The following is a 21,792-nucleotide window of genomic DNA, read 5'->3' on the forward strand; positions in this document are numbered from 1 at the left end:
CGCATTGGCCCGGCTGCAGGGAACGTCCATTTCCCGGGCGGCGTTGCCGCCCGGATCATCAATCATCTTTTGGGGGAGGAAATGAACGATGGCCAAAACAATCGAAGAAGCGATCAAAGGCGGCAGCTTTCTAATCGAAGACATTCCGGCGGAGCGCGTGTTTACGCCCGAAGATTTCACCGACGAACATCACATGATCGCCAAAACGACGGAAGAGTATGTCAACAACGAGGTGCTTCCGCAGCTTGAACATTTGGAAAATCACGAGTTTGACCGCTCGGTGAAGCTGCTCCGCAAAGCGGGCGAACTCGGCTTGTTGAGCGCGGACATTCCGGAAGAGTACGGCGGCTTGGGCTTAGATAAGGTCAGCTCGGCCATCATTGCTGAAAAAATGGCGCCGGCCGGCGGCTTTGCGATTTCGCACGGGGCGCACGTCGGGATTGGTTCGCTGCCAATCGTGTTGTTTGGCACGGAAGAACAAAAACAAAAATACTTGCCGTATTTGGCGACCGGCGAAAAAATCGCCGCTTATGCCTTGACGGAGCCGGGCTCGGGTTCGGACGCCCTCGGCGCGAAAACGACAGCGAAGCTCAATGCGGAAGGCACGCATTACATTTTAAACGGCGAAAAACAATGGATCACGAACTCCGGATTCGCCGATGTGTTTGTCGTCTATGCGAAAGTCGACGGCCAGCATTTCACAGCCTTTATCGTTGAGCGCGATTTCCCGGGCGTTTCAACCGGTCCGGAAGAGAAGAAAATGGGGATCAAAAGCTCATCGACGCGGACGCTCATTTTGCAAGACGTGCCGGTGCCGAAAGAAAACGTGCTCGGTGAAATCGGCAAAGGCCATGTCATCGCCTTCAATATTTTGAACATCGGCCGCTACAAGCTCGGGTTGGGGGCGGTTGGGGGCGCGAAACGGGCGTTTGAGATCACGGTCAAATACGCCAATCAGCGCCAACAATTCAAACGTCCGATTTCGCAGTTTACGCTGACGCAGGAAAAATTGGCGACGATGGCGTCGCGTCTGTATGCCGCCGAAAGCTCGGTGTACCGCACGGTCGGCTTGTTCGATGAACGAATGGGCCTGCTTGATGCAGAAAAAGCGAAAGATGGCAAGGAAGTGGCGAAGTCGATCGCCGAATATGCGATCGAGTGCTCACTGAACAAGTTTTTTGCGACGGAAGTGCTCGATTACATCGTCGATGAAGGCGTGCAAATCCATGGCGGCTACGGCTTTATGCAAGAATACGAAATCGAGCGCGCCTACCGCGATTCGCGCATCAACCGCATTTTTGAGGGAACGAACGAAATCAACCGCCTGCTCGTGCCGGGCATGTACTTGAAAAAAGCGTTAAAAGGCGAGCTGCCGCTTTTCCAAAAAGCGCAGCAGCTTCAGGAAGAACTCATGATGATGACCGCAGAAGAGCCAGGGACGGGCGCGCTGGAACAAGAGAAATACTTGGTGCGCAACGCGAAAAAAATCGCCTTGATGGTCGCCGGCTTAGCGGCGCAAAAATACGGCCAGCGCATTGAAGAAGAGCAAGAAGTGCTCGTCAACATCGCCGACATCGTCTCGAACATTTACGCGATGGAATCGGCGCTCTTGCGCACGGAAAAAGCGATTCAAGCGAGCGGTGAGGAGAAAAACAAGCAAAAAGTGCTGTACACGCAAATTTTCTGCCAAGAGGCGTTCAATGAAATTGAAGCCCATGCGAAAGAGACGCTCGTCGCCGTGGAACAAGGCGACACGCTGCGGATGATGCTCGCCGCGCTCCGCCGGCTGACGCGCCATACGCCGATCAACGTGATCGCGAAAAAACGCGAAGCGGCTGCCGCGCTCATTGAAGCCGAACGGTATATTGTGTGATAATGGGAAGTGCCAGGCAGACTGCCTGGTGCTTCTTTTCTTCTTGATCGTCCAAACAGCGGAAATGAAAGGGGGAGTGAAGATGGCGCTCACGCTCTATTGGTATCCAAAATGCGGAACGTGCCGGAAGGCGAAAAAATGGTTGGATGAACACGGCATTGAGGTGCAAACGGTGCATTTGGTCGACGAGCCGCTGACGAAAGAGCAGCTCGCCGACCTGCACCGGAAAAGCGGGCTGCCGCTCAAAAAATTTTTCAATACAAGCGGCATGAAATACCGTGAGCTTGGCTTGAAGGACCGGCTCGATGGCGCCTCGGAAGACGAGATGCTCGATTGGCTCGCCTCGGACGGGATGTTGGTCAAACGGCCGATTTTAACAGACGGCGAGCGGGTCGTCGTGGGCTTTCGCGAACAAGAATACGAGGCGTTTTTCGCGGAGAAGGCATAAAAATTTTTGCAAAATCGGGTGAATTCAGTGAGTTTTTGCGGAAAATCGGTTATGATGAAAAAGGATACATTTTGTCGCGATGGAGGGATTGGATGAACACGCCAAAAGAACTTCGTTACACAAAAGAGCATGAATGGGTGCGCGTGGAAGGAGAGAACGTGCGCGTCGGCATTACGGATTACGCCCAATCGGAGCTTGGCGACATCGTCTTTGTCGAGCTGCCGGAAGTCGGAACCGAAATTACGGCCAACGAGCCGTTCGGCAGCGTTGAATCGGTGAAAACCGTCTCGGAACTGTATGCACCGATCAGCGGCACGGTCGTTGAAGTGAACGAAGCGTTAAACGATAATCCAGAATATGTGAATGAATCGCCGTATGAAAAAGCGTGGATGATCGTCGTCAAACCGAACGATTTGAGCGAAATTGACAACTTGTTGACGGCCGAGCAATACGAAGCGATGATCAACGAAGGATAAACGTTCCTGCAATCTTCGCTTCGATTCGGGCACTCTATACATACCGGAATGTGATTGAAAAAGGGGTGCTCGCGATGGTGTTGCAAACGAAGCACATGGATGTCACGGAACGGATCATCGGCAAACTGAACGGCCGCTCGCTGGAATTGTACGAGGAAGGAGAGCTCATCGGGCGCCTTCCGCTTCCAGCGGCCGTCCCGTTGAAAAATGGATATATCGAACAAAACGGGAGAATTTTCAAACAGGTGACCGCTACCGTTGAACCGGACCAAAAATATGTTGACTGCGACGGGGAAGCGGGCTGGTGTTGAAAGGCAACGGTGCGATGCCGTTGCTTTTCTTTTTCCACCTTTCGCCGGCGCGGGGCATACAATATCGTATCTCCTTTTGAAGTAGGTGGGTCGGACATGCGACGCGTGGAAAAAGTGATCATTGTGGAAGGGCGATCGGACAAGCAAAAGGTGGCGGCCGTCCTGAATGAGCCTGTCGTCATTCTTTGCACGAACGGCACGATCAGCGACGCGCGTTTGGAAGAATGGGCTGATGAGCTGGAAGGATATGATGTGTACTTATTGGCGGATGCCGATGAAGCGGGGGAAAAATTGCGCCGCCAGTTTCGCCGCATGTTTCCAGAGGCAGAGCATATTTACATTGACCGGGCGTACCGTGAAGTGGCGGCCGCCCCGATTTGGCACTTGGCGCAAGTGCTGTTGCGCGCCGATTTCGACGTCCGCATCGAATTGCTCATGAGAGGGGGAGGGGAGTGAAAGCGATCGACCGAAACGATGTCAAGCGAGTGGTGGAAAGCGAGCCGCTTCTCGTCCTTTACTTGTATACCCCGCTGTGCGGCACGTGCCAGCTGGCGCGGCGGATGCTCACGGTGGTGGAGCAGTTGTTTCCGGCGCTGCCGTTTTACGAAACGGACATCAACTATATCCCTGAGCAGGCGGTTGCGTGGAAAATCGAAAGCGTTCCTTGCCTGCTTCTTTTTGTGAACGGAACGATCGCGGGCAAGTGGTATGCCTTTCATTCCGTTCCGTATTTGTATGAAGTGATTCAAACTTGTTTGCCGCCCCAGTGATCCGCCTTTTTTTGACGCCATTTGACACATTTCTTGGGAAATGACAAAAACGGCGTTGTTTCGCCAACATCGTTGTCGAGATTTTTGTAAAGGATTTCCCTCTTCCAGATGGAAATGAAAGAAACATAAGGAAATGGGGGAGGGAGATATCCATGGAAATGCGTGAATTGATCGGGAAGTTCGTGGAACGGATGCAAGTGTTGCGCCATTTGTTGCCGATTTTGCCGGATGAACAGCTGTGCGTTCGGTTTGAAAGCGGGGATGAAACCGTGCTGTTGGTGGTTGGCAAGGAGTCGTCTGCGGCGGAGATGGAACACGATGAACGGAAAACATTGACGATTAGAGGTTCCAAAGCATCGCTCGCATCGCTGTTGAACGGTGAACTGAAGTTGCAGCAGCTCGTTCGGTTGCAAGAAGTGCACGTGTCAGGAAGCTTCCGCCATCTATTGCTTCTCGAGTCGCTCCTCCATTTGGCCAAGCCGTATCGGCATGTTGGGTAAAAAATGATTGACAGCATTCGACAGGCGATGATACAATCACAATCGTAACCAATTGAATAGGTGATTGTTGCGCTCTTATCAAGAGAGGTGGAGGGATGTGCCCAATGAAGCCCGGCAACCGTCAGCGCATGCGCTGAAATGGTGCCAATTCACACAAAGCGGCCTGCTTTGAGAGATAAGAGACGGAATGGTGCACAATACCTTTCTGTTCTCTTTGCGGGCAGAAAGGTTTTCTTTTTGCGCTTTGCCGTCTTGAGGGGAAGGAAGGTGAAACAATGATTGCACTCGAGCAGGTGACAAAAATTTATCAAGCGGCCAACGGCTCGGTCACGGCCGTCGACAACGTGTCGATTGACATTCGCGAAGGGGAAATTTTCGGCATCATCGGCTACAGCGGCGCGGGGAAAAGCACGCTCATCCGGCTGCTGAATGGACTTGAGAAGCCGACGAGCGGCCGGGTGATCGTCGCCGGCCGCGATATGACGCGCGTGAAAGGTCGGGAGCTGCGCAAGGCGCGCCAAGAAATTGGGATGATTTTTCAGCATTTCAACTTGCTTTGGTCGCGCACCGTCAGGGAAAACATCGCTTTTCCGCTTGAAATTGCCGGCGTTCCGAAAGAGGAGCGGAACAAGCGGGTGGATGAGCTGATCGAACTCGTCGGCCTTTCCGGGCGCGAGGACGCCTACCCGGCGCAGCTGAGCGGCGGACAAAAGCAGCGGGTCGGCATCGCCCGCGCGCTCGCCAACAATCCGAAAGTTTTGCTTTGCGATGAGGCGACGTCGGCGTTGGATCCGCAGACGACCGATGCGATTTTGGACTTGCTCGTTGACATCAACAAGCGGCTCGGGCTGACGATTGTGCTCATCACCCATGAAATGCACGTCATCCGTAAAATTTGCGACCGCGTCGCGGTGATGGAAAGCGGCAAAATCGTCGAGCAAGGCGACGTGCTGCATGTGTTCCGGAACCCGCAGCAGCCGATTACGAAACGGTTCGTCCAACAATTGATCGAGCCCGAGGAGACGGAAGAGGCGATTTCCCATTTGTTTGGCCAATACCCGAACGGGGTGATCGCGCAGCTGACGTTCGTCGGCGCGGCCGCCGGGAAGCCGCTCATCACCGAAGTGGTGCGCCAGTTTGCCGTCGATGTCAACATTTTGCAAGGGAAAATTTCGCAAACCCATCAAGGCGCCTATGGGGTGCTGTTCGTTCACCTCGACGGGGCGGCGGATGAAATCGGCCGGGCGCTTGACTATATTCAACGCCAGCAAGTGGCGGTGGAGGTGATTCACGATGCTCGCTAACCTCCTGCCGAACGTGCAATGGGAGACGATGTGGGCGGCGACGGTCGAGACGCTGTACATGACCGGGATGGCGGTGGCGGCCACCTTCGTCCTTGGGATCGTTCTTGGCTTGCTGTTATTTTTGACGGCAAAGGGCAATCTATGGGAAAACCGATGGATCAATGCGGTCATCGCCGCGTTTGTGAATATTTTCCGCTCCATTCCGTTCATTATTTTAATTATTTTGCTCATTCCGTTTACGAAATGGCTCGTCGGGACGATGCTTGGCGCCAATGCGGCGCTGCCGGCGCTCATTATCGGGGCCGCGCCGTTTTATGCCCGCATGGTCGAAATCGCGCTTCGTGAAATTGATAAAGGCGTCATCGAAGCGGCGCAGGCGATGGGCGCCTCGACGTGGACGATCATTTGGAAAGTGCTCTTGCCCGAATCGCTGCCGGCGCTTGTCTCCGGCATTACGGTGACGGCGGTGTCGCTCGTCAGCTATACGGCGATGGCCGGGGTCATCGGCGCTGGCGGGCTTGGGAACTTGGCGTATTTGGAAGGGTTCCAGCGCAACCATAACGATGTGACGTTTGTCGCGACCGTATTGGTGCTCGTCATTGTATTTGTCATTCAGGCCATCGGTGACTTTGTCACTGCAAAAATCGATAAACGATAAAGGAGGAACAACGGATGAAAAAATGGCTGGGTGTTTTGTTCGCTGCGATGCTTGTGTTCGCTTTGGCGGCATGCGGCGGCAACAAGAACGACAACGCGGAAGGCGGCAAATTGGTAAAGCTGAAAGTCGGCGCGTCGAACGTGCCGCATGCGGAAATTTTGGAAAAAGCGAAACCGATTTTGAAGAAAAAAGGCATCGACTTGGAGATCATCACGTTCCAAGATTACATCTTGCCGAACAAAGCATTGGCTGAGAAGCAAATCGACGCAAACTATTTCCAACACATTCCGTATTTAGAATCGCAAAAGAAAGAATACGGCTATGATTTCGTCAACGCCGGCGGCATTCATATCGAGCCGATCGGCCTGTATTCGAAAAAATACAAAAGCATTGAAGAATTGCCCGACGGTGCGACCATCATCATGAGCAACTCGGTCGCCGACCACGGCCGCATTTTGTCGATGCTGCAAGAAAAAGGGCTCATTAAGCTGAAACCGGGCGTCGATAAAACGAAAGCGACGGTCAATGATATCATTGAAAATCCGAAACATTTGAAATTTAAAGCCGATGTCGACGCTGGGCTGCTGCCGCAAATTTACAAAAACGGCGAAGGCGATGCGGTGCTGATCAATGCCAACTATGCGTTGGACGCCGGCTTGGATCCGGCGAAAGACCCGATCGCCGTTGAGTCGCCGAAAAACAATCCGTATGTGAACATTGTCGCCGTGCGCAAAGGCGATGAAAACCGGAAGGAAATCAAAACATTGGTCGAAGTGCTGCAATCGAAAGAAATTCAAGATTTCATCAAAGAAAAATACCATGGTGCCGTCATTCCGGCAGCGGAAAACAATCAATAACGGGAGTGTTTCGCTCCCGTTATTTCTTTTTCGCCAGCCGCTCTAAAATGGCAACGAGCAGCAAAATGATGAGGCAATTTTGAAGCGCGACAACGGCGGTTAAGCTGAATGAGCCCTCTCCGCTTTCGCCAAGGGCAGCGCTCATCGCCATCCAGACGATGAACGAACCGGCGGCGGCCGTCACGAAAAACACGATCCAACGGGCCATGTTGATCTCCTCCTTTTTCCGATGTTATTCGCCGTTTAATTTGTGGTTCCTGCATGCATACTAACAGCAGAAACGGACAAAGGAGGAAAACGAAGATGAACAACGGCACACAGTCATCGGTCGAATCGGCGCTTCGCCACTACAAAGAAGGGCTTGGGGCGTTCACCCAAAAGCTTCCGAACGTAGCGGAGCGATTTAACGCCTTTACGGAAGCTTGCTTTGCCGAGGGGGCGCTGTCGAAAAAGGAAAAGCAGCTGATCGCTCTTGGCATCAGCTTGGCGACGCAAGATGAGTATTGCACGATTTATCACACGAAAGGATGCGTTGATGAAGGGGCATCGGAACAAGAAATCTTGGAAGCGTGCGCGGTGGCGGCCGCTTTTGGCGGCGGGGCGGCGATGAGCCAGGCGGTGACGCTCGTGCAAGAATGCCTCCGCGAGCTGCGGACGACTCACTAGACTCCGGAAAAAAACGGGGTCTTTTTTTTGCAAAAACTCGTACAAGCTTACGGTTTTCGTGTAAAATAAATAAAAGATGCGGTTTTTCACACGGCCATCGTGAAAAACAGAGCAGGGAAGTTGCAGGCAGTTTTCATTTGTTATAAAATTGTAATGAGAATAAAATGAGAATGAGCGATCGCTAGAAGACAAGCGAGCGAACTGACTCTCAATCGGGAATTGGAGGTATGCTGCATGGCAGTCTTGACGATTCGTAATCTCCACGTCGCCGTGGAGGGAAAAGAGATTTTAAAAGGAGTGGACTTGGAAGTCAAAGGCGGGGAAATCCACGCCATCATGGGTCCGAACGGGACGGGGAAATCGACGCTGGCATCGGCCATTATGGGCCATCCGAAATATGAAGTGACAGAAGGATCGGTGACGCTTGACGGCCAAAACGTCCTCGAGATGGAAGTCGACGAGCGGGCGCGTGCCGGCCTGTTTTTGGCCATGCAATATCCGAGCGAAATCAGTGGGGTGACGAACGCCGACTTTTTGCGGGCCGCCATTAACGCCCGGCTTGGCGAAGGCAACGAAATTTCGCTCATGAAATTCATCCGCAAGCTTGATGAAAAAATGGCGTTTTTGGAAATGAATCCGGATATGGCGCACCGTTATTTGAACGAAGGATTCTCAGGCGGGGAGAAAAAGCGGAACGAAATTTTGCAATTGATGATGTTGGAGCCCAAAATTGCGATTTTGGACGAGATTGACTCCGGGTTGGATATTGACGCGCTGAAAATTGTCGCCAAAGGCGTCAACGAAATGCGCAGCAGCGAGTTCGGCTGTTTGATCATCACCCACTATCAGCGGCTGCTCAATTACATCACGCCGGATTACGTGCACGTCATGATGCAAGGGCGCATCGTCAAGTCCGGCGGCCCGGAACTGGCACAGCGGCTTGAGGCGGAAGGGTACGATTGGATCAAAAAAGAGCTTGGCATCGAAGACGAAACGGTCGGACAAGAAGCGTAAGCGTTAGGAGGAGGACTATGGCGACAGAAACGAAAATTCCATTCGACCAACAGTACGTCCGCACGTTCTCAAGCGGGCATGGTGAGCCGGACTGGCTGACGGCGCGGCGGCTTGAGGCGCTTGCGCTGGCGGAGCGGCTGCCGCTTCCGAAACCGGAGAAGACGAAAATTGATAAATGGAATTTCACCGAGTTCGCCCGCCATGCGGTCGACAGCGCGCCGTATGCGGACTTGAACGGCTTGCCGGAAGCGGTCAAGGCGCTCATCGAGGCGGGCGAAGGGACGAAAAACTTGTACGTGCAGCGCAACCATACGCCGGCGTATGTGTCGCTTTCGGCTGAATTAAAAGAAAAAGGCGTCATTTTCACCGATATGTTCACGGCGGCGCGCGAGCATGGCGATTTGCTGAAGCGCTATTGGATGACGGCGGTCAAGCCGGATGAGCACCGCCTCGCCGCTCTCCATGCTGCGCTGTTTAACGGCGGCGTGTTCGTCTATGTCCCGAAAAACGTCGAAATCGAAACGCCGCTTCAGGCGGTCTATATTCAAGATGAAGACGACATCGCCTTGTTTAACCACGTGATCATTGTCGCGGAAGACAACAGCCGCGTCGTGTTTGTTGAAAACTATGTATCGGCAAGCGGGGAAGGAAAAGCGGTCGTCAACGTTGTCGCTGAAGTGTTTGCCGAAGCGAACGCAAGCGTCTTTTTCGCGGCGGTCGACCACTTGGCGAAAGGCACGACGACGTACGTCAACCGGCGCGGCATCGCTGGGCGCGACGGGCGGATCGAATGGGCGCTCGGGTTGATGAATGACGGGAATACCGTTTCCGAGAACATCACCCGCCTCGTCGGCGATGGTTCGATCGGCGATGCGAAAACGGTCGCGGTCAGCCGCGGCGAGCAAGTGCAAAACGTGACGACGAGCGTCATCCATTACGGCAAGCATACGGAAGGAACGATTTTAAAGCACGGCGTCGTCCGCGACAGCGCCACCTCGATTTTCAACGGCATCGGCAAAATCGAGCACGGTGCGTCGAAATCAAACGCTGAGCAGGAGTCGCGCGTGCTGATGCTGAGCGAAAAAGCGCGCGGCGATGCGAACCCGATTTTGTTGATCGATGAAGACGACGTCATGGCGGGCCACGCGGCGTCGGTCGGCCGCATCGACCCCATTCAATTGTATTACTTGATGAGCCGCGGCATTCCGAGGCGCGACGCAGAACGGCTCATCATCCACGGCTTTTTGGCGCCGGTTGTCGAGGCGATTCCGATTGAAGGCGTGAAAAATCAATTAATTGAAGTGATTGAAAGGAAAGTTCAATCATGAATGTGAACGAAATTCGCGCGTTGTTTCCGATTTTGCATCAGAATGTCAACGGTCATCCGCTCGTCTATTTTGACAGCGCGGCGACATCGCAAAAGCCGTTGCCGGTGATTGAAGCGCTTGACCGCTACTACCGCGAGTACAACTCGAACGTCCACCGCGGCGTTCATACGCTTGGGACGAAGGCGACCGACGCGTACGAAGGCGCGCGCGAAAAAGTTCGGCGTTTTTTAAACGCGCAATCGGCTCAGGAAATCATCTTTACGCGCGGCACGACGGCGTCGCTCAACTTGGTCGCCTCAAGCTACGGGCGCGCCCATGTCAAAGAAGGCGATGAGATTGTCATCACGTACATGGAACATCACAGCAACTTGATCCCATGGCAGCAGCTGGCGAAGCAAACGGGCGCGACGCTGAAATACATTCCGCTGCAGGAAGACGGCACGATCGATTTGCGCGATGTGGAGGCCACGGTGACGCCCGCTGTGAAAATCGTCGCCATCGTCCATGTGTCGAACGTGCTCGGCACGATCAACCCCATTCGCGAGATCGCCCGCATCGCCCATGAACGCGGGGCGATCGTCGTCGTCGACGCAGCGCAAAGCGCTCCGCATATGAAGATCGACGTCCAAGAACTCGATTGCGACTTTTTGGCGTTTTCCGGCCATAAAATGTGCGGGCCGACGGGCATCGGCGTATTATATGGCAAAAAGAAATGGCTTGAGCAGATGGAACCGGTGGAATTCGGCGGTGAAATGATCGATTTTGTCGAGCTGTACGACTCGACGTGGAAAGAGCTGCCGTGGAAATTTGAAGGCGGCACGCCGATCATCGCCGGCGCCATCGGCCTTGGCGCGGCGATCGATTTCCTCGAGCAAGTCGGCTTGGACGCGATTGCCGCCCATGAGCATGAACTGGCGCAATACGCGCTTGAACGAATGGCGGATATCGAAGGCGTCACCGTCTACGGACCGAAGGAGCGGGCGGGGCTGGTGACGTTTAACATCGACGGTGTGCATCCGCACGATGTGGCGACCGTTTTGGACGCCGAAGGCATCGCCATCCGCGCTGGCCACCATTGCGCCCAGCCGCTCATGAAGTGGCTTGACGTGACGGCGACCGCCCGGGCGAGCTTCTATCTGTACAACACCAAAGAGGAAATCGACCGGTTCATCGCCGCATTACAGAAAGCGAAGGAGTACTTCAGCCATGTCTTCTAACCATCCGTTGGACCAGCTTTACCGCCAAGTCATTATGGATCATTATAAAAACCCGCGCAACCGCGGGGTGCTTGAGGGCACGAACGTCGATGTCAACATGAACAACCCGACGTGCGGCGACCGCATCCACTTGACAATGAAAGTGGAAGACGGAAGAGTCGCCGACGTCAAGTTTGAAGGGGAAGGCTGTTCGATTTCGATGTCGTCGGCGTCGATGATGACGCAGGCGATCAAAGGAAAAACGGTGGAGGAGGCGCTTCGGCTCGCCCACATTTTCTCCGACATGATCCAAGGCAAAGAGTACGACGATTCCGTTGACCTTGGCGACATCGAGGCGCTCCAAGGCGTTTCCAAATTTCCCGCCCGCATCAAATGCGCGACGTTGGCGTGGAAAGCGCTCGAAAAAGGGCTGCACAATCATGAACATGAAGGAAGGTGAACCGAGATGGCGAAAAAAGCCCCGGAAATCGGTGAATACAAGTACGGCTTCGTCGACAAGGACGTCTCCGTCTTCCGCGCCCAGCGCGGCCTGACGCGCGAAGTCGTCGAAGAAATTTCGCGGATGAAAAACGAGCCGCAATGGATGCTCGAGTTCCGCTTAAAAGCGCTCGACATCTTCTACAGCAAACCGATGCCGCAATGGGGCGGCGACCTGTCGAGCTTGGATTTTGACGAAATCACCTACTACGTCAAGCCGACGGAAAAATCGGGCCGTTCATGGGATGAAGTGCCGGCGGAGATCAAAGCGACGTTCGATAAGCTCGGTATTCCAGAGGCGGAACAAAAATATTTGGCCGGCGTTTCCGCACAATACGAATCAGAAGTCGTCTACCATAACATGAAAGAGGATTTGGAAAAACTCGGCGTCATCTTTAAAGACACCGACTCGGCGCTGAAAGAAAACGAAGACTTGTTCCGTGAGTATTTCGCCAAAGTCGTGCCGCCGACCGATAACAAATTTGCCGCTTTGAACTCGGCCGTCTGGTCGGGCGGTTCGTTCATTTACGTTCCGAAAGGCGTCAAAGTCGATACGCCGTTGCAGGCGTACTTCCGCATCAATTCGGAAAACATGGGGCAGTTTGAGCGGACGCTCATCATCGTCGATGAAGGGGCGCACGTCCATTACGTCGAAGGCTGCACCGCGCCGATTTACACGACGAACTCGCTCCATAGCGCGGTCGTGGAAATCATCGTCAAAAAAGGCGCGTACTGCCGCTACACGACGATCCAAAACTGGGCGAACAACGTTTTCAACTTGGTGACGAAGCGCGCCGTCTGCGAAGAAAACGCGACGATGGAATGGATCGACGGCAACATCGGCTCAAAGCTGACGATGAAATACCCGGCCGTCATTTTAAAAGGCGAAGGGGCGCGCGGCTTGACGCTGTCGATCGCCATCGCCGGCAAAGGGCAGCACCAAGACGCCGGGGCGAAAATGATCCACTTGGCGCCGAATACGTCTTCGACGATCGTCTCGAAGTCGATCTCGAAACAAGGCGGAAAAGTCACGTACCGCGGCATGGTCCATTTCGGCCGCAAAGCGTCCGGTTCGCGCTCGAACATCGAATGCGACACGCTCATTCTTGACAACCAGTCGACATCGGATACGATTCCGTACAACGAAATTTTAAATGACAACATCTCGCTTGAGCACGAAGCGAAAGTGTCGAAAGTGTCGGAAGAGCAGCTGTTCTACTTGATGAGCCGCGGCATTTCCGAGCAGGAAGCGACAGAAATGATCGTCATGGGCTTCATCGAGCCGTTCACTCGCGAGCTGCCGATGGAATACGCCGTCGAGATGAACCGCTTGATCAAGTTCGAAATGGAAGGAAGCATTGGGTAAGCTTGATGAATCAAGGATGGAGCGTTCGTTTGCGGGCGCTTCACCCACAAAACATCCACAATTATGACAAAATGGGGAGCGGCCGTGCTTATTCTTTTCAATAATTGGATGAATGGCATATCCGGAAACGTTAAGGCCGCCCCTCTAATAAGTTGCTGCCGTGTTGCCGGCCACTTCACTCCTTCAAGGGGGATTCATGTCTTTAGGGGAGCGCTCTTTTTTGGGCGCTCCCCTGTCATTGATTTCACATGCCAAGCAGCTCTGTTCCGCCGCGCTCCGTCTTCCTGTTTAGCGCTGGACTTTTTCAAGCGCCAATTTGATGCCAAACCCGATCATCACCGCGCCCGTGATTCCTTCGATCCATTTCTTCGTTTTCGGCCGCTTCATGAAATCGCTAATACAATGGACGAAGGAAATGTAAAACAAAAACCATATAGCGGTCATCGCCGTATAAGCCGCCCCCATCATGAGAAACGGAACAAAGGAGTGCGAGCCCGGTGCTACGAATTGCGGCAAAAAGGTTAAGAAAAAGGCCGCCACTTTCGGATTTAAGAAATCGGTCAGAAACCCTTGCTTGAAGCAGGCAGTATGTTGTCCTCCGCCTTTGATGTCCGTTTCTACACCTAGGGCTTCCCCTTTTTTCATGACTCCATATAATGCCTTAACACCTAAATACGTTAAGTACACAGCACCCACATACTTCAGGATCGAAAACAGCAGGGCAGATTGCATAATGACGGCTGAAAGCCCTAAAGCCGCCGCAGCGGTATGGATAAAAAGGGCGCAACAAACTCCAAAAGCGGTTTTCAATCCGCCGATTTTCCCGACCGAAATAGTGTTTTTTGTAACAATCGCCGTATCGGGCCCCGGCAGCACAATCAAAAAAATAGACAACATCATGAATGAATAGAGATGGATCAATGGGGATCGCCGCCTTTCCAGTTATGATATTGTTAGAATTTTTTGCGAATACCATTGTAGAGCAGTTTTGGACTCATTTCAATCATGGTTTTTCTCTTGGCACGGCTGGACAAACTCCAACGCCTCGCCCGCCAGTGTCGGCCGCATGGACAGCAGGCGTTTTGATTTTAAGGCAGTCGCACTTGTGGTATAGTGAAGATAGTTGGAAATGGAGTGAATTGGTGATGGCCATGATTTACATCGGACTGACCGGCTGGGGCGATCATGACAGCCTCTATCCGCCCGGTTTGGCGGCGAAAGATAAATTGCCGGAATATGCGGCGCATTTTCCGACGGTGGAGGTCGATTCGTATTTTTACGCCATTCAGCCGCGTGCGAACGTGGAAAAATGGATTCGCGAGACGCCGCCGTCGTTTCAGTTTATCGTGAAGGCCTATCAAGGGATGACCGGACATGAGCGCGGCCCGATTCCATATGAAAACAAGGAAGAGATGGTTGCCGCGTTTTTGGAATCGATCGCGCCGTTTCAAGAAGCGGGAAAATTGGCGATGGTGCTGTTTCAGTTTCCGCCGTGGTTTGACTGCCGGCGCGAGCATGTCGCGTACTTGCGCTGGGTGAAGGCGCGGATGGGGGAAGTGCCGGCGGCGCTTGAATTTCGGCACCAATCATGGTTTTCGCCGCGCTTTCGCGAAAAGACGCTTCGCTTTATGGAAGAGGAAGGGTGGATTCACAGCATTTGCGACGAGCCGCAGGCGGGGGAAGGGTCGGTGCCGACCGTTTTGCATCCGACTAATCGCGAAAAGACGCTGATCCGCCTGCACGGCCGCAACGTGCACGGCTGGAACAAGGCGACGGCCGGCGAGAACTGGCGGGCCGTCCGTTATTTATACCGCTACAATGAGCGCGAGCTGCGCGAATGGGCAGATCGCATCCGGGCGCTCGAGGCGAAGACGGACAACATTTATGTGCTGTTTAACAACAACTCCGGCGGCGATGCCGCCGATAATGCGAAGCAGCTGATCGACCTGCTCGGTATTGAATATGCAGGCCTTGCGCCGCGGCAGCTCGATTTATTTTGAAGCGATGAGATGGGGGAGACGGGGAGATGTCTTATGCGTTGCTTGCATTGATTGGCTTTATGGCCGGAACGGTCGGCAGTTTGGCCGGCCTTGGCGGCGGGGTGATCATCGTGCCGGCGCTTTTGTTTTTCGGCGCGCTCGGCTGGCTGTCGGCGGTGACGCCGCAAGTCGCGGTCGGCACGTCGTTGGTCGTCATTATTTTCAACGGGCTATCGTCCACGTTGTCGTACATGAAAGACCAAATGGTCGATTATCGAAGCGGGCTGCTGTTTAGTCTCGGCAGCGTCCCGGGGGCGGTCGTCGGCGCCTGGGTGAACAATACGCTGAGCGTGGCGCATTTTTCGTTGTACTTTGGGCTGTTTTTAATCGCCATGTCGCTCTTTTTGTCGCTGAGCCAAAAGAAAACAAAACGCTCGGCGGCAGAGACGGCGGCGGCGAAAGAACATGGGGCCGAACGAACAGCGGTGGAACAGGCGCAGCCGGCGCCATGGTGGCGGCGGAAAGTCGTCCGCACGTACACCGACCGGAACGGGGACGTTTCTGTTTACCGCTACCAACCGCTGGCGGCGGTTGCCATCGCCTTTGTCGTCGGCTTTTTCGGCGGGCTGTTTGGCATTGGCGGCGGCTCGTTGATGGTTCCAGCGATGATCGTGCTCTTTCGTTTTCCGCCCCATGTGGCGGTCGCCACATCGATGTTGATGATTTTTTTGTCTTCACTCGTCGGTTCGCTGACGCATGTGACGATGGGCAATGTGAAATGGACGTTTGTCCTCACCCTCATCCCCGGCGTGTGGATCGGCGCGAAGACGGGGGCATGGATCAACAAGCGGATGCCGAGCCGAACGCTTGTCGTCGTGCTTCGGGTCGTGCTCGTGCTGCTTGGGGTTCGGCTTGTATGGGAAAGTCTGGCGTAGTGGAGGAGGGGGAGCATTGAAGCAAATCGTCTATCTTTATCACACCAACGACGTCCACAGCCATTTTGAACATTGGCCGCAAATCGCCCGCTTTTTGTCGGAACGCAGAAGGGAGCATCGCGCGCGCAACGAGGCGATGCTTTTGTTTGATGTCGGCGATTTTCTCGACCGCGTGCACCCGATTACCGAAGCGACGCGGGGGAAGGCGAATGTGGACTTGTTGAACGATCTTGGCTATGATGCGGTGACGATCGGCAACAACGAAGGGATCACCTTGGATTACAGCGAACTCGATTCGCTCTACGAGCGGGCGCGGTTTCCGGTTGTCGTCGCCAATTTGTTTCGCCGCGACGGCGCGCGGCCGCCGTGGGCGCTGCCGTATGCCGTCATCCCGGCGACAGAGACGTTTCGCATCGGGGTCGTCGGCGCGACCGCTCCGTTTCGGCATTTTTACGAGTCGCTCGGCTGGACCGTTGCTTCGCCGTTTGAGACGCTGCGGGCGGCGGTGGCGGAGGTGAAGCCGCAGGCGGACTGCGTCGTTGTCTTGTCCCATCTCGGCGTGCATGATGATGAAAAAATGGCCGCTGAGATTCCGGGCATCAATGTCATTTTAGGCGCCCACACCCATCATCTGTTTCCGGAAGGGAAACAAGTCAACGGGGCGCTCCTTTGCGCGGCTGGAAAATATGGACAGTACGTCGGCGTCGTCAAGCTCGAGGTTGAAGATGGGCGCTTGGCGCGGACGTCGGCGGCGGTCGTCGATGTCGCGGCGCTGCCGCGCTCGGAAGAGGTGGAGCGCCGTCTTCGCCGCCTCGAGCAGGAAAGCTTGGCGCAGCTTGAGGCGGAACGGGTCGCCGAACTCGAAGAGGATTTGCCGATCAACTGGTTTGCTCCGTCGCCGCTCGCGCATGTGCTTGCTTCCGCCTTGCGGGAATGGTGCCAGGCGGACATCGGCATGGTCAACGCCGGCGTGCTGCTTGAGCCGCTGTCGAAAGGGCCGGTGACAAAAAAAGATTTGCACCGTATTTGCCCGCATCCGCTTAACCCGTGCAAAGTGAAGCTGCGCGGGGCGGAGCTCAAAGAAATTATGATCGAGGCGAATACGGAGCGGATGAAGCATTTGCGGTTTAAAGGGTTCGGCTTTCGCGGCGAAGTGATGGGGGAAATGGTGTACGACGGCGTGGACATCGAGACCGAACTCGAGGAGGACGGCCAATGGCATATCCGCGGCATTAGGATCAACGGTGAACCGCTTGATCCGGAGCGTACGTATGAGGTGGCGACGACCGATATGTTTGCGATCGGCCATTTTTATCCGCAAATTCGGCGGGCGGCGGAGAAAACGTATTACATGCCGGAGTTTTTGCGCGATCTTCTTGCCTGGAAATTGGCCCGGTAGGCAGGCACTTCTTTTTCCATGCTTCATACATTGGAGTATGGAAAGGAGTGTGACTGCGGCGATGGTGGAAGTCAAGCCGATCATCATTGATGGGCATCCGTTTATTGCGGTGTCCGTCCAGCTGCCGAAAACGAATTTGTTGGCGGTGGCGAGTGAAAAAGGGTACATTATGTGCGGGGCGCTCGATGTGGCGCTGTTGAATGAAAAATTGCGCGACCGCGGCATTATCGCCGGGCGGGCGGTCGGGGTGCGCACGATTGAACAGTTGCTCGAGGCGCCGCTGGAATCGGTGACAGTCGCCGCTTTGGAGCTCGGCATTGAACAGGGAATGAAAGGAAAAGACGCGCTGTTGAAAATGCGGTGAAATTCTCCCTCCTTGCAAGCATACATATAGCTTGTAAAGGAGGGATTTTCATTTTGTTGCGCCCCCGATTCGTGCGGAGAGGGCCGCTCCCGTTCCGCTATGTGTTTTTATTGACGTTCGTTTTTTTTATGTTCTCGACGGCGGTAAGCCTTTGGATTGTCAATAAGGGCATCAAGCCGGTGCTCATGGAAATTGCCGAAACAGAAACAAAGCGGATTGCCAACTTGGTGATCAATAACGCCATTGAGCAGCAGTTTCAAAAAGACAACCCTGAATTTCGACAGCTGGTCACGGTTCAGAAGGACGAAAGCGGCAAAATTGTGTCAGTTGATTTTGACACCGCGGTGATCAACCGCATCTTATCGGAGACGGATGATCATGTGATGGAAAGCTTAAAGGCGGCGACAGAAGGACGGATTGAACGGATGGTTCTTCCCGAAGTCGAATCCGGAACGGGAAACAGCCGTGGCATCATTTATTACATTCCGCTTGGACAAATCACGGATAATGTACTCTTGGCCAACCTCGGCCCGCGCATTCCGGTGCAGTTTCAGATCGTCGGCAACGTCAACTCGGAAGTCACGAAAGAAATTCGAGCCTATGATATTAACAGTTTTTTTATTGAAATTGACATTCATGTATCAGTCGACATCCAAGTCGTCATTCCTTTTGCCTCGAAAATTTCCAATGTAACAACGGATATTCCCGTTGTGATGCGCTTTATTCCGGGAGAAGTGCCGCAATTTTACAACAAAAACGGCGGTCAAGTCGGCCCGTCCATCCAGCTTCCGAAGAGGTAGCGGGAAAGGCTGTCCATGCGTGCCTCTAGAAATCCGGCGGCCGTCATTTTCCTAAATCGATCGTTCTTGATTCGAGAGAAGAGCGGAGTTTATAAGGTTTTTCAAATTGAGCCTCATTTTTCATCATGATTAGCGCAGGAGACCCCCACTTCAACGAATGGGAAGGGCGAAGCCCAATGAGTAAGTGGGGGAAGAATACCCTTTCCTCCTCTCGTTGTCTATATCGATGCCATTTGAAGCGTTTCCATTTGGAGTTTTTACTGAGGATTGGATCGACTGTCAGGCGACCGAACCAAGCTGCTTCCAGGCCCATATACGGGTCTGTGAAGCAGGCGGTTGTTCGGCCTTCCGTCACGCCTTGGCGTGACGGAGGCAAGCCTGCGGCTTGCCTTCGACAGTCGAAAATGGACAAACCGCTTTTCCGTCAAGGATCTGTTCACCTTCTTCGTTGCATATATAGTTCTGTTAGGTTGACGGATGCCCGCGTTAGCCGTCGGGAATGGTTTTGACAGAAACATGGAAATGTTATGCAAAAAAAGCGTTCTGTCCGGTGAAGGGCTTTGGCTGTTTCTCTGACGTTTGTCAAGAGGAAACAGCTTTTTTGTTTTTCAAATAGAAAAGAACTAGACGGGCCTCCGCAAATTTTGTAATATTATATTAAATTGAAAATAGTTTTATTATTTACATAGCAGTTTGAGAGGGGGAATGGTTGGTTCGGCATCGGAAGAAAGGCATGGGATCCCTTTCGCTGCGCTGTCCGGCGCAGCGGATGAGCGCATAAGGCGGCAGGCGCACTTTGCCGATATGGCCTGCCGAGAAAGGCGTGCGCTCTGGTGTGACAGAACATTTCGAACAATGGGGGGAACAAGAAATGAAGAAAAAAAGAGTAGCAGGTGTCTTTTTCTCATTGATGCTGACGGCAGGTCTCATGGCCGGCTGCGGCGGCAACCAGCAAGGCGGCAGTTCTTCAGGCGGGAATGGCGGTGGAGGCGGGGGCGGCGATGTGATTAAAATCGGCGCCAACCTCGAGCTGTCGGGCGGGGTCGCTTCGTACGGCCAGTCGATCGCTGAAGGGCTTGACTTGGCGCTTGAGGAAATCAACAAAGAAGGAATCAACGGCAAAAAGCTGGAGTTGGTGAAAGTCGACAACAAATCGGAAGCGGCCGAAGCGACGAACGGCGCGATCAAGTTGATCAGCCAAGATAAAGTCGTCGCCATCATCGGCTCGGCGACGAGCACGAACACGCTTGCCCAAGTGCAAGTCGCCAACGACAATAAAGTGCCGCTCATTACGCCGACGGGCACGAACCCAACGATCACGAACAAAGACGGCAAAGTAAATGAGTTCGTTTTCCGGACGTGCTTCATCGACCCGTTCCAAGGAACGGTGGCGGCCAAATTTGCGTTGAACGAACTGAAAGTGAAAAACGCGGCGGTGTTGATCGACAGCTCGAGCGACTATTCGAAAGGGCTGGCCGCTTCGTTTAAAGACGCGTTCACCCAAGGCGGCGGCAAAATCGTTGCGGAGGAAGCGTATGTCGCGAAAGACACTGATTTCCGTGCGACGCTGACGCGCATTAAATCGGCGAATCCGGAATTCATTTTCTTGCCGGGCTATTATGAAGAAGTCGGCCTCATCGTCAAGCAGGCGCGCGAGCTTGGCTTGAACGTGCCGATCATGGGCGGCGACGGCTGGGATTCGCCGAAGCTGGTCGAGATCGCAGGCAAAGATGCCTTGAACAACACGTACATCACGAACCATTATTCGTCGGGCGACCCGGATCCGAAAATCCAAGAGTTTGTAAAAGCCTTCAAAGCGAAATACAACAAAGCGCCGGATGCGTTCAACGCGCTTGGTTATGATACGGCCTACTTCCTGGCGGATGCGATCAAACGGGCCGGCAGCGCCGATCCAGTGAAAATTAAAGACGCGTTGGCGAAAACGAAAGATTTGCAGCTCGTCTCCGGCACGCTGACGCTCAACGAAAACCATGACCCGGTCAAATCGGCGGCCATTTTGGAATACAAAGACGGTCAACAACAGTTTAAAACAAAAGTCAATCCGTAATGAGCCTATCGGGGCGGGGAGGGGGCGCACCCTAGGGGACGCCCCCCTGTCCGGCCTTTCTTTTGGGCAAGAAACGAGTTTGCGTTAAGGAGCGTGCAATCATGGAACTCATTCAACAGCTCGTGAACGGCATTTCTCTAGGCAGCATTTATGCGCTCATCGCTCTTGGCTATACGATGGTGTACGGCATCGTTCGGCTCATCAATTTCGCCCATGGCGACGTCTTTATGGTCGGTTCATTCGTCGGATTTTATGCCGTGACGATGCTTGGCGTTGGCTTCTTTCCGGCGCTTTTGCTGGCGATGGCATCTTGCGCCGTGCTTGGGATGATCATCGAGCGGATTGCGTACAAGCCATTGCGCCATGCGGCGCGCATTGCGGTGCTCATTACAGCGATCGGCGTTTCGCTGCTCATTGAGTACGTCACGATTTATTTGCGCGGGGCTCAGCCGGAAGCGTATCCGAGCACGCTGCTGCCGGACCGGAATTTGGAGTTGTTTGGGGTTGTCATCAGCAGCCAGTCGCTGTTCATCCTCGGCACGTCCCTCGTTTTGATGATCCTTCTTCAGTTCATCGTTCACCGGACAAAAATCGGGAAAGCGATGCGCGCTGTTTCCCATGATGCGGAAGCGGCCCGGTTGATGGGAATCAACGTCGACAACACGATTTCGGCCACGTTCGCCATTGGTTCGGCGCTCGCGGGGGCGGCCGGCGTCATTTTTGGCATTTATTATACAAAAATCGAGCCATTGATGGGCATTCTTCCCGGTTTGAAAGCGTTTGTCGCCGCAGTGTTGGGCGGAATCGGCATCATTCCCGGGGCGATGGTCGGAGGGCTGTTGCTTGGCGTCATTGAATCGCTCGTCAGCGGGCTCGGCTACTCGCTCTGGCGCGACGGAGTGGCGTTTGTCATTTTAATTCTCATTCTCATTTTCCGGCCGGCCGGATTGTTTGGCAAGAACGTACGAGAAAAAGTGTAAAG

General features: G+C 53.9%; 25 protein-coding genes and 1 riboswitch. Of the genes, 23 read left to right on the plus strand and 2 right to left on the minus strand.

Features of this window, described 5'->3' with window-relative positions; all coding sequences use genetic code 11:
• Positions 1 to 88 precede the first annotated feature (88 nt).
• The 10 genes from ETC05_RS10710 to ETC05_RS10755 all read left to right on the plus strand — a co-directional run bounded on the left by ETC05_RS10710 (position 89) and on the right by ETC05_RS10755 (position 7,197).
• Positions 89 to 1,873: an acyl-CoA dehydrogenase family protein gene (locus tag ETC05_RS10710; RefSeq protein ID WP_171660975.1), complete on the plus strand. Its 1,785-nt coding sequence runs from the start codon at positions 89 to 91 to the stop codon at positions 1,871 to 1,873.
• An 82-nt stretch (positions 1,874 to 1,955) separates the two neighbouring features.
• Positions 1,956 to 2,321 (plus strand): arsenate reductase family protein, encoded by a 366-nt coding sequence (locus ETC05_RS10715; protein ID WP_031407261.1) that lies wholly within the window; start codon positions 1,956 to 1,958, stop codon positions 2,319 to 2,321.
• 92 nt (positions 2,322 to 2,413) lie between these two features.
• Complete coding sequence (gene gcvH / locus ETC05_RS10720) at positions 2,414 to 2,797, plus strand: glycine cleavage system protein GcvH (RefSeq protein WP_171660976.1); 384 nt, start codon at positions 2,414 to 2,416, stop codon at positions 2,795 to 2,797.
• A 74-nt stretch (positions 2,798 to 2,871) separates the two neighbouring features.
• Complete coding sequence (locus ETC05_RS10725) at positions 2,872 to 3,108, plus strand: YusG family protein (RefSeq protein WP_031407265.1); 237 nt, start codon at positions 2,872 to 2,874, stop codon at positions 3,106 to 3,108.
• Between the two features lie 96 nt (positions 3,109 to 3,204).
• Complete coding sequence (locus ETC05_RS10730) at positions 3,205 to 3,564, plus strand: toprim domain-containing protein (protein WP_031407267.1); 360 nt, start codon at positions 3,205 to 3,207, stop codon at positions 3,562 to 3,564.
• On the plus strand, positions 3,561 to 3,878 hold the full coding sequence (locus ETC05_RS10735; RefSeq protein WP_031407268.1) for a thioredoxin family protein: 318 nt from the start codon (positions 3,561 to 3,563) through the stop codon (positions 3,876 to 3,878). The genes ETC05_RS10730 and ETC05_RS10735 overlap by 4 nt, the downstream gene beginning before the upstream one ends.
• Positions 3,879 to 4,030: 152 nt before the next feature.
• The gene (locus tag ETC05_RS10740; protein WP_171660977.1) at positions 4,031 to 4,378 is read left to right on the plus strand and encodes a sterol-binding protein; all 348 of its coding nucleotides are present in this window, start codon (positions 4,031 to 4,033) and stop codon (positions 4,376 to 4,378) included.
• A 72-nt stretch (positions 4,379 to 4,450) separates the two neighbouring features.
• Positions 4,451 to 4,560, plus strand: a riboswitch (SAM riboswitch).
• 93 nt (positions 4,561 to 4,653) lie between these two features.
• Positions 4,654 to 5,682, plus strand: coding sequence for a methionine ABC transporter ATP-binding protein (locus ETC05_RS10745; RefSeq protein WP_031407272.1), 1,029 nt, complete (start codon positions 4,654 to 4,656; stop codon positions 5,680 to 5,682).
• Positions 5,672 to 6,340, plus strand: coding sequence for a methionine ABC transporter permease (locus ETC05_RS10750; RefSeq protein ID WP_171660978.1), 669 nt, complete (start codon positions 5,672 to 5,674; stop codon positions 6,338 to 6,340). Before ETC05_RS10745 ends, ETC05_RS10750 begins: the two co-directional genes overlap by 11 nt.
• 14 nt (positions 6,341 to 6,354) lie before the next feature.
• Positions 6,355 to 7,197, plus strand: a complete 843-nt coding sequence (locus ETC05_RS10755; protein WP_031407276.1) for a MetQ/NlpA family ABC transporter substrate-binding protein — start codon at positions 6,355 to 6,357, stop codon at positions 7,195 to 7,197.
• 19 nt (positions 7,198 to 7,216) lie between these two features.
• Here the strand turns inward: ETC05_RS10755 and ETC05_RS10760 are convergent, their stop codons facing one another.
• Entirely contained in the window at positions 7,217 to 7,405 is a 189-nt protein-coding gene (locus ETC05_RS10760) for a hypothetical protein (protein ID WP_216366435.1), read from the minus strand.
• Between the two features lie 95 nt (positions 7,406 to 7,500).
• Between ETC05_RS10760 and ETC05_RS10765 the strand changes: the two genes are divergently transcribed.
• The 6 genes from ETC05_RS10765 to sufB all read left to right on the plus strand — a co-directional run bounded on the left by ETC05_RS10765 (position 7,501) and on the right by sufB (position 13,265).
• Positions 7,501 to 7,863 carry a carboxymuconolactone decarboxylase family protein gene (locus ETC05_RS10765; RefSeq protein WP_031407280.1) on the plus strand — a complete coding sequence of 121 codons (363 nt, stop codon included), beginning with the start codon at positions 7,501 to 7,503 and terminating at the stop codon, positions 7,861 to 7,863.
• 234 nt (positions 7,864 to 8,097) lie between these two features.
• Complete coding sequence (gene sufC / locus ETC05_RS10770) at positions 8,098 to 8,877, plus strand: Fe-S cluster assembly ATPase SufC (protein ID WP_031407282.1); 780 nt, start codon at positions 8,098 to 8,100, stop codon at positions 8,875 to 8,877.
• A 17-nt stretch (positions 8,878 to 8,894) separates the two neighbouring features.
• Positions 8,895 to 10,205 (plus strand): Fe-S cluster assembly protein SufD, encoded by a 1,311-nt coding sequence (gene sufD, locus ETC05_RS10775; RefSeq protein WP_031407284.1) that lies wholly within the window; start codon positions 8,895 to 8,897, stop codon positions 10,203 to 10,205.
• On the plus strand, positions 10,202 to 11,422 hold the full coding sequence (locus ETC05_RS10780) for a cysteine desulfurase (protein WP_031407286.1): 1,221 nt from the start codon (positions 10,202 to 10,204) through the stop codon (positions 11,420 to 11,422). The genes sufD and ETC05_RS10780 overlap by 4 nt, the downstream gene beginning before the upstream one ends.
• Positions 11,412 to 11,861, plus strand: a complete 450-nt coding sequence (sufU, locus tag ETC05_RS10785) for a Fe-S cluster assembly sulfur transfer protein SufU (RefSeq protein WP_031407288.1) — start codon at positions 11,412 to 11,414, stop codon at positions 11,859 to 11,861. The genes ETC05_RS10780 and sufU overlap by 11 nt, the downstream gene beginning before the upstream one ends.
• A 6-nt stretch (positions 11,862 to 11,867) precedes the next feature.
• Positions 11,868 to 13,265, plus strand: coding sequence for a Fe-S cluster assembly protein SufB (sufB, locus tag ETC05_RS10790; RefSeq protein WP_015375743.1), 1,398 nt, complete (start codon positions 11,868 to 11,870; stop codon positions 13,263 to 13,265).
• 288 nt (positions 13,266 to 13,553) lie between these two features.
• Here the strand turns inward: sufB and ETC05_RS10795 are convergent, their stop codons facing one another.
• On the minus strand, positions 13,554 to 14,165 hold the full coding sequence (locus ETC05_RS10795; RefSeq protein ID WP_407059692.1) for a LysE family translocator: 612 nt from the start codon (positions 14,163 to 14,165) through the stop codon (positions 13,554 to 13,556).
• A gap of 251 nt (positions 14,166 to 14,416) precedes the next feature.
• On the opposite strand from ETC05_RS10795, the gene ETC05_RS10800 reads away from it, so the two are divergent.
• The 7 genes from ETC05_RS10800 to ETC05_RS10830 all read left to right on the plus strand — a co-directional run bounded on the left by ETC05_RS10800 (position 14,417) and on the right by ETC05_RS10830 (position 21,790).
• Positions 14,417 to 15,265 carry a DUF72 domain-containing protein gene (locus ETC05_RS10800; protein WP_171661008.1) on the plus strand — a complete coding sequence of 283 codons (849 nt, stop codon included), beginning with the start codon at positions 14,417 to 14,419 and terminating at the stop codon, positions 15,263 to 15,265.
• A 26-nt stretch (positions 15,266 to 15,291) separates the two neighbouring features.
• Positions 15,292 to 16,179, plus strand: a complete 888-nt coding sequence (locus ETC05_RS10805) for a sulfite exporter TauE/SafE family protein (RefSeq protein WP_171660979.1) — start codon at positions 15,292 to 15,294, stop codon at positions 16,177 to 16,179.
• A gap of 16 nt (positions 16,180 to 16,195) precedes the next feature.
• Entirely contained in the window at positions 16,196 to 17,578 is a 1,383-nt protein-coding gene (locus tag ETC05_RS10810; RefSeq protein WP_171660980.1) for a bifunctional metallophosphatase/5'-nucleotidase, read from the plus strand.
• 61 nt (positions 17,579 to 17,639) lie between these two features.
• On the plus strand, positions 17,640 to 17,942 hold the full coding sequence (locus tag ETC05_RS10815) for a YunC family protein (RefSeq protein ID WP_031407299.1): 303 nt from the start codon (positions 17,640 to 17,642) through the stop codon (positions 17,940 to 17,942).
• Between the two features lie 53 nt (positions 17,943 to 17,995).
• A complete protein-coding gene (gene yunB, locus ETC05_RS10820) occupies positions 17,996 to 18,742 on the plus strand; it encodes a sporulation protein YunB (protein ID WP_031407301.1) in 747 nt (248 codons plus the stop codon).
• Positions 18,743 to 19,613: 871 nt separating this feature from the next.
• Entirely contained in the window at positions 19,614 to 20,810 is a 1,197-nt protein-coding gene (locus tag ETC05_RS10825; protein ID WP_031407303.1) for an ABC transporter substrate-binding protein, read from the plus strand.
• Between the two features lie 101 nt (positions 20,811 to 20,911).
• Complete coding sequence (locus ETC05_RS10830; protein WP_031407305.1) at positions 20,912 to 21,790, plus strand: branched-chain amino acid ABC transporter permease; 879 nt, start codon at positions 20,912 to 20,914, stop codon at positions 21,788 to 21,790.
• Positions 21,791 to 21,792 lie beyond the last annotated feature (2 nt).

The organism is Geobacillus sp. BMUD, assembly GCF_013096845.1.
Lineage (GTDB): Bacteria > Bacillota > Bacilli > Bacillales > Anoxybacillaceae > Geobacillus > Geobacillus vulcani.

Excerpts from the sequence above, each read along its gene's own strand:
- ETC05_RS10710 (WP_171660975.1), top strand. The coding sequence starts at position 89 with ATGGCCAAAACAATCGAAGAAGCGATCAAAGGCGGCAGCTTTCTAATC.
- ETC05_RS10715 (WP_031407261.1), top strand. The coding sequence starts at position 1,956 with ATGGCGCTCACGCTCTATTGGTATCCAAAATGCGGAACGTGCCGGAAG.
- gcvH (WP_171660976.1), top strand. The coding sequence starts at position 2,414 with ATGAACACGCCAAAAGAACTTCGTTACACAAAAGAGCATGAATGGGTG.
- ETC05_RS10725 (WP_031407265.1), top strand. The coding sequence starts at position 2,872 with ATGGTGTTGCAAACGAAGCACATGGATGTCACGGAACGGATCATCGGC.
- ETC05_RS10730 (WP_031407267.1), top strand. The coding sequence starts at position 3,205 with ATGCGACGCGTGGAAAAAGTGATCATTGTGGAAGGGCGATCGGACAAG.
- ETC05_RS10740 (WP_171660977.1), top strand. The coding sequence starts at position 4,031 with ATGGAAATGCGTGAATTGATCGGGAAGTTCGTGGAACGGATGCAAGTG.
- ETC05_RS10745 (WP_031407272.1), top strand. The coding sequence starts at position 4,654 with ATGATTGCACTCGAGCAGGTGACAAAAATTTATCAAGCGGCCAACGGC.
- ETC05_RS10750 (WP_171660978.1), top strand. The coding sequence starts at position 5,672 with ATGCTCGCTAACCTCCTGCCGAACGTGCAATGGGAGACGATGTGGGCG.
- ETC05_RS10755 (WP_031407276.1), top strand. The coding sequence starts at position 6,355 with ATGAAAAAATGGCTGGGTGTTTTGTTCGCTGCGATGCTTGTGTTCGCT.
- ETC05_RS10760 (WP_216366435.1), bottom strand. The coding sequence starts at position 7,405 with ATGGCCCGTTGGATCGTGTTTTTCGTGACGGCCGCCGCCGGTTCGTTC.
- ETC05_RS10765 (WP_031407280.1), top strand. The coding sequence starts at position 7,501 with ATGAACAACGGCACACAGTCATCGGTCGAATCGGCGCTTCGCCACTAC.
- sufC (WP_031407282.1), top strand. The coding sequence starts at position 8,098 with ATGGCAGTCTTGACGATTCGTAATCTCCACGTCGCCGTGGAGGGAAAA.
- sufD (WP_031407284.1), top strand. The coding sequence starts at position 8,895 with ATGGCGACAGAAACGAAAATTCCATTCGACCAACAGTACGTCCGCACG.
- ETC05_RS10780 (WP_031407286.1), top strand. The coding sequence starts at position 10,202 with ATGAATGTGAACGAAATTCGCGCGTTGTTTCCGATTTTGCATCAGAAT.
- sufU (WP_031407288.1), top strand. The coding sequence starts at position 11,412 with ATGTCTTCTAACCATCCGTTGGACCAGCTTTACCGCCAAGTCATTATG.
- sufB (WP_015375743.1), top strand. The coding sequence starts at position 11,868 with ATGGCGAAAAAAGCCCCGGAAATCGGTGAATACAAGTACGGCTTCGTC.
- ETC05_RS10795 (WP_407059692.1), bottom strand. The coding sequence starts at position 14,165 with ATGATGTTGTCTATTTTTTTGATTGTGCTGCCGGGGCCCGATACGGCG.
- ETC05_RS10800 (WP_171661008.1), top strand. The coding sequence starts at position 14,417 with ATGATTTACATCGGACTGACCGGCTGGGGCGATCATGACAGCCTCTAT.
- ETC05_RS10805 (WP_171660979.1), top strand. The coding sequence starts at position 15,292 with ATGTCTTATGCGTTGCTTGCATTGATTGGCTTTATGGCCGGAACGGTC.
- ETC05_RS10815 (WP_031407299.1), top strand. The coding sequence starts at position 17,640 with ATGGTGGAAGTCAAGCCGATCATCATTGATGGGCATCCGTTTATTGCG.
- ETC05_RS10825 (WP_031407303.1), top strand. The coding sequence starts at position 19,614 with ATGAAGAAAAAAAGAGTAGCAGGTGTCTTTTTCTCATTGATGCTGACG.
- ETC05_RS10830 (WP_031407305.1), top strand. The coding sequence starts at position 20,912 with ATGGAACTCATTCAACAGCTCGTGAACGGCATTTCTCTAGGCAGCATT.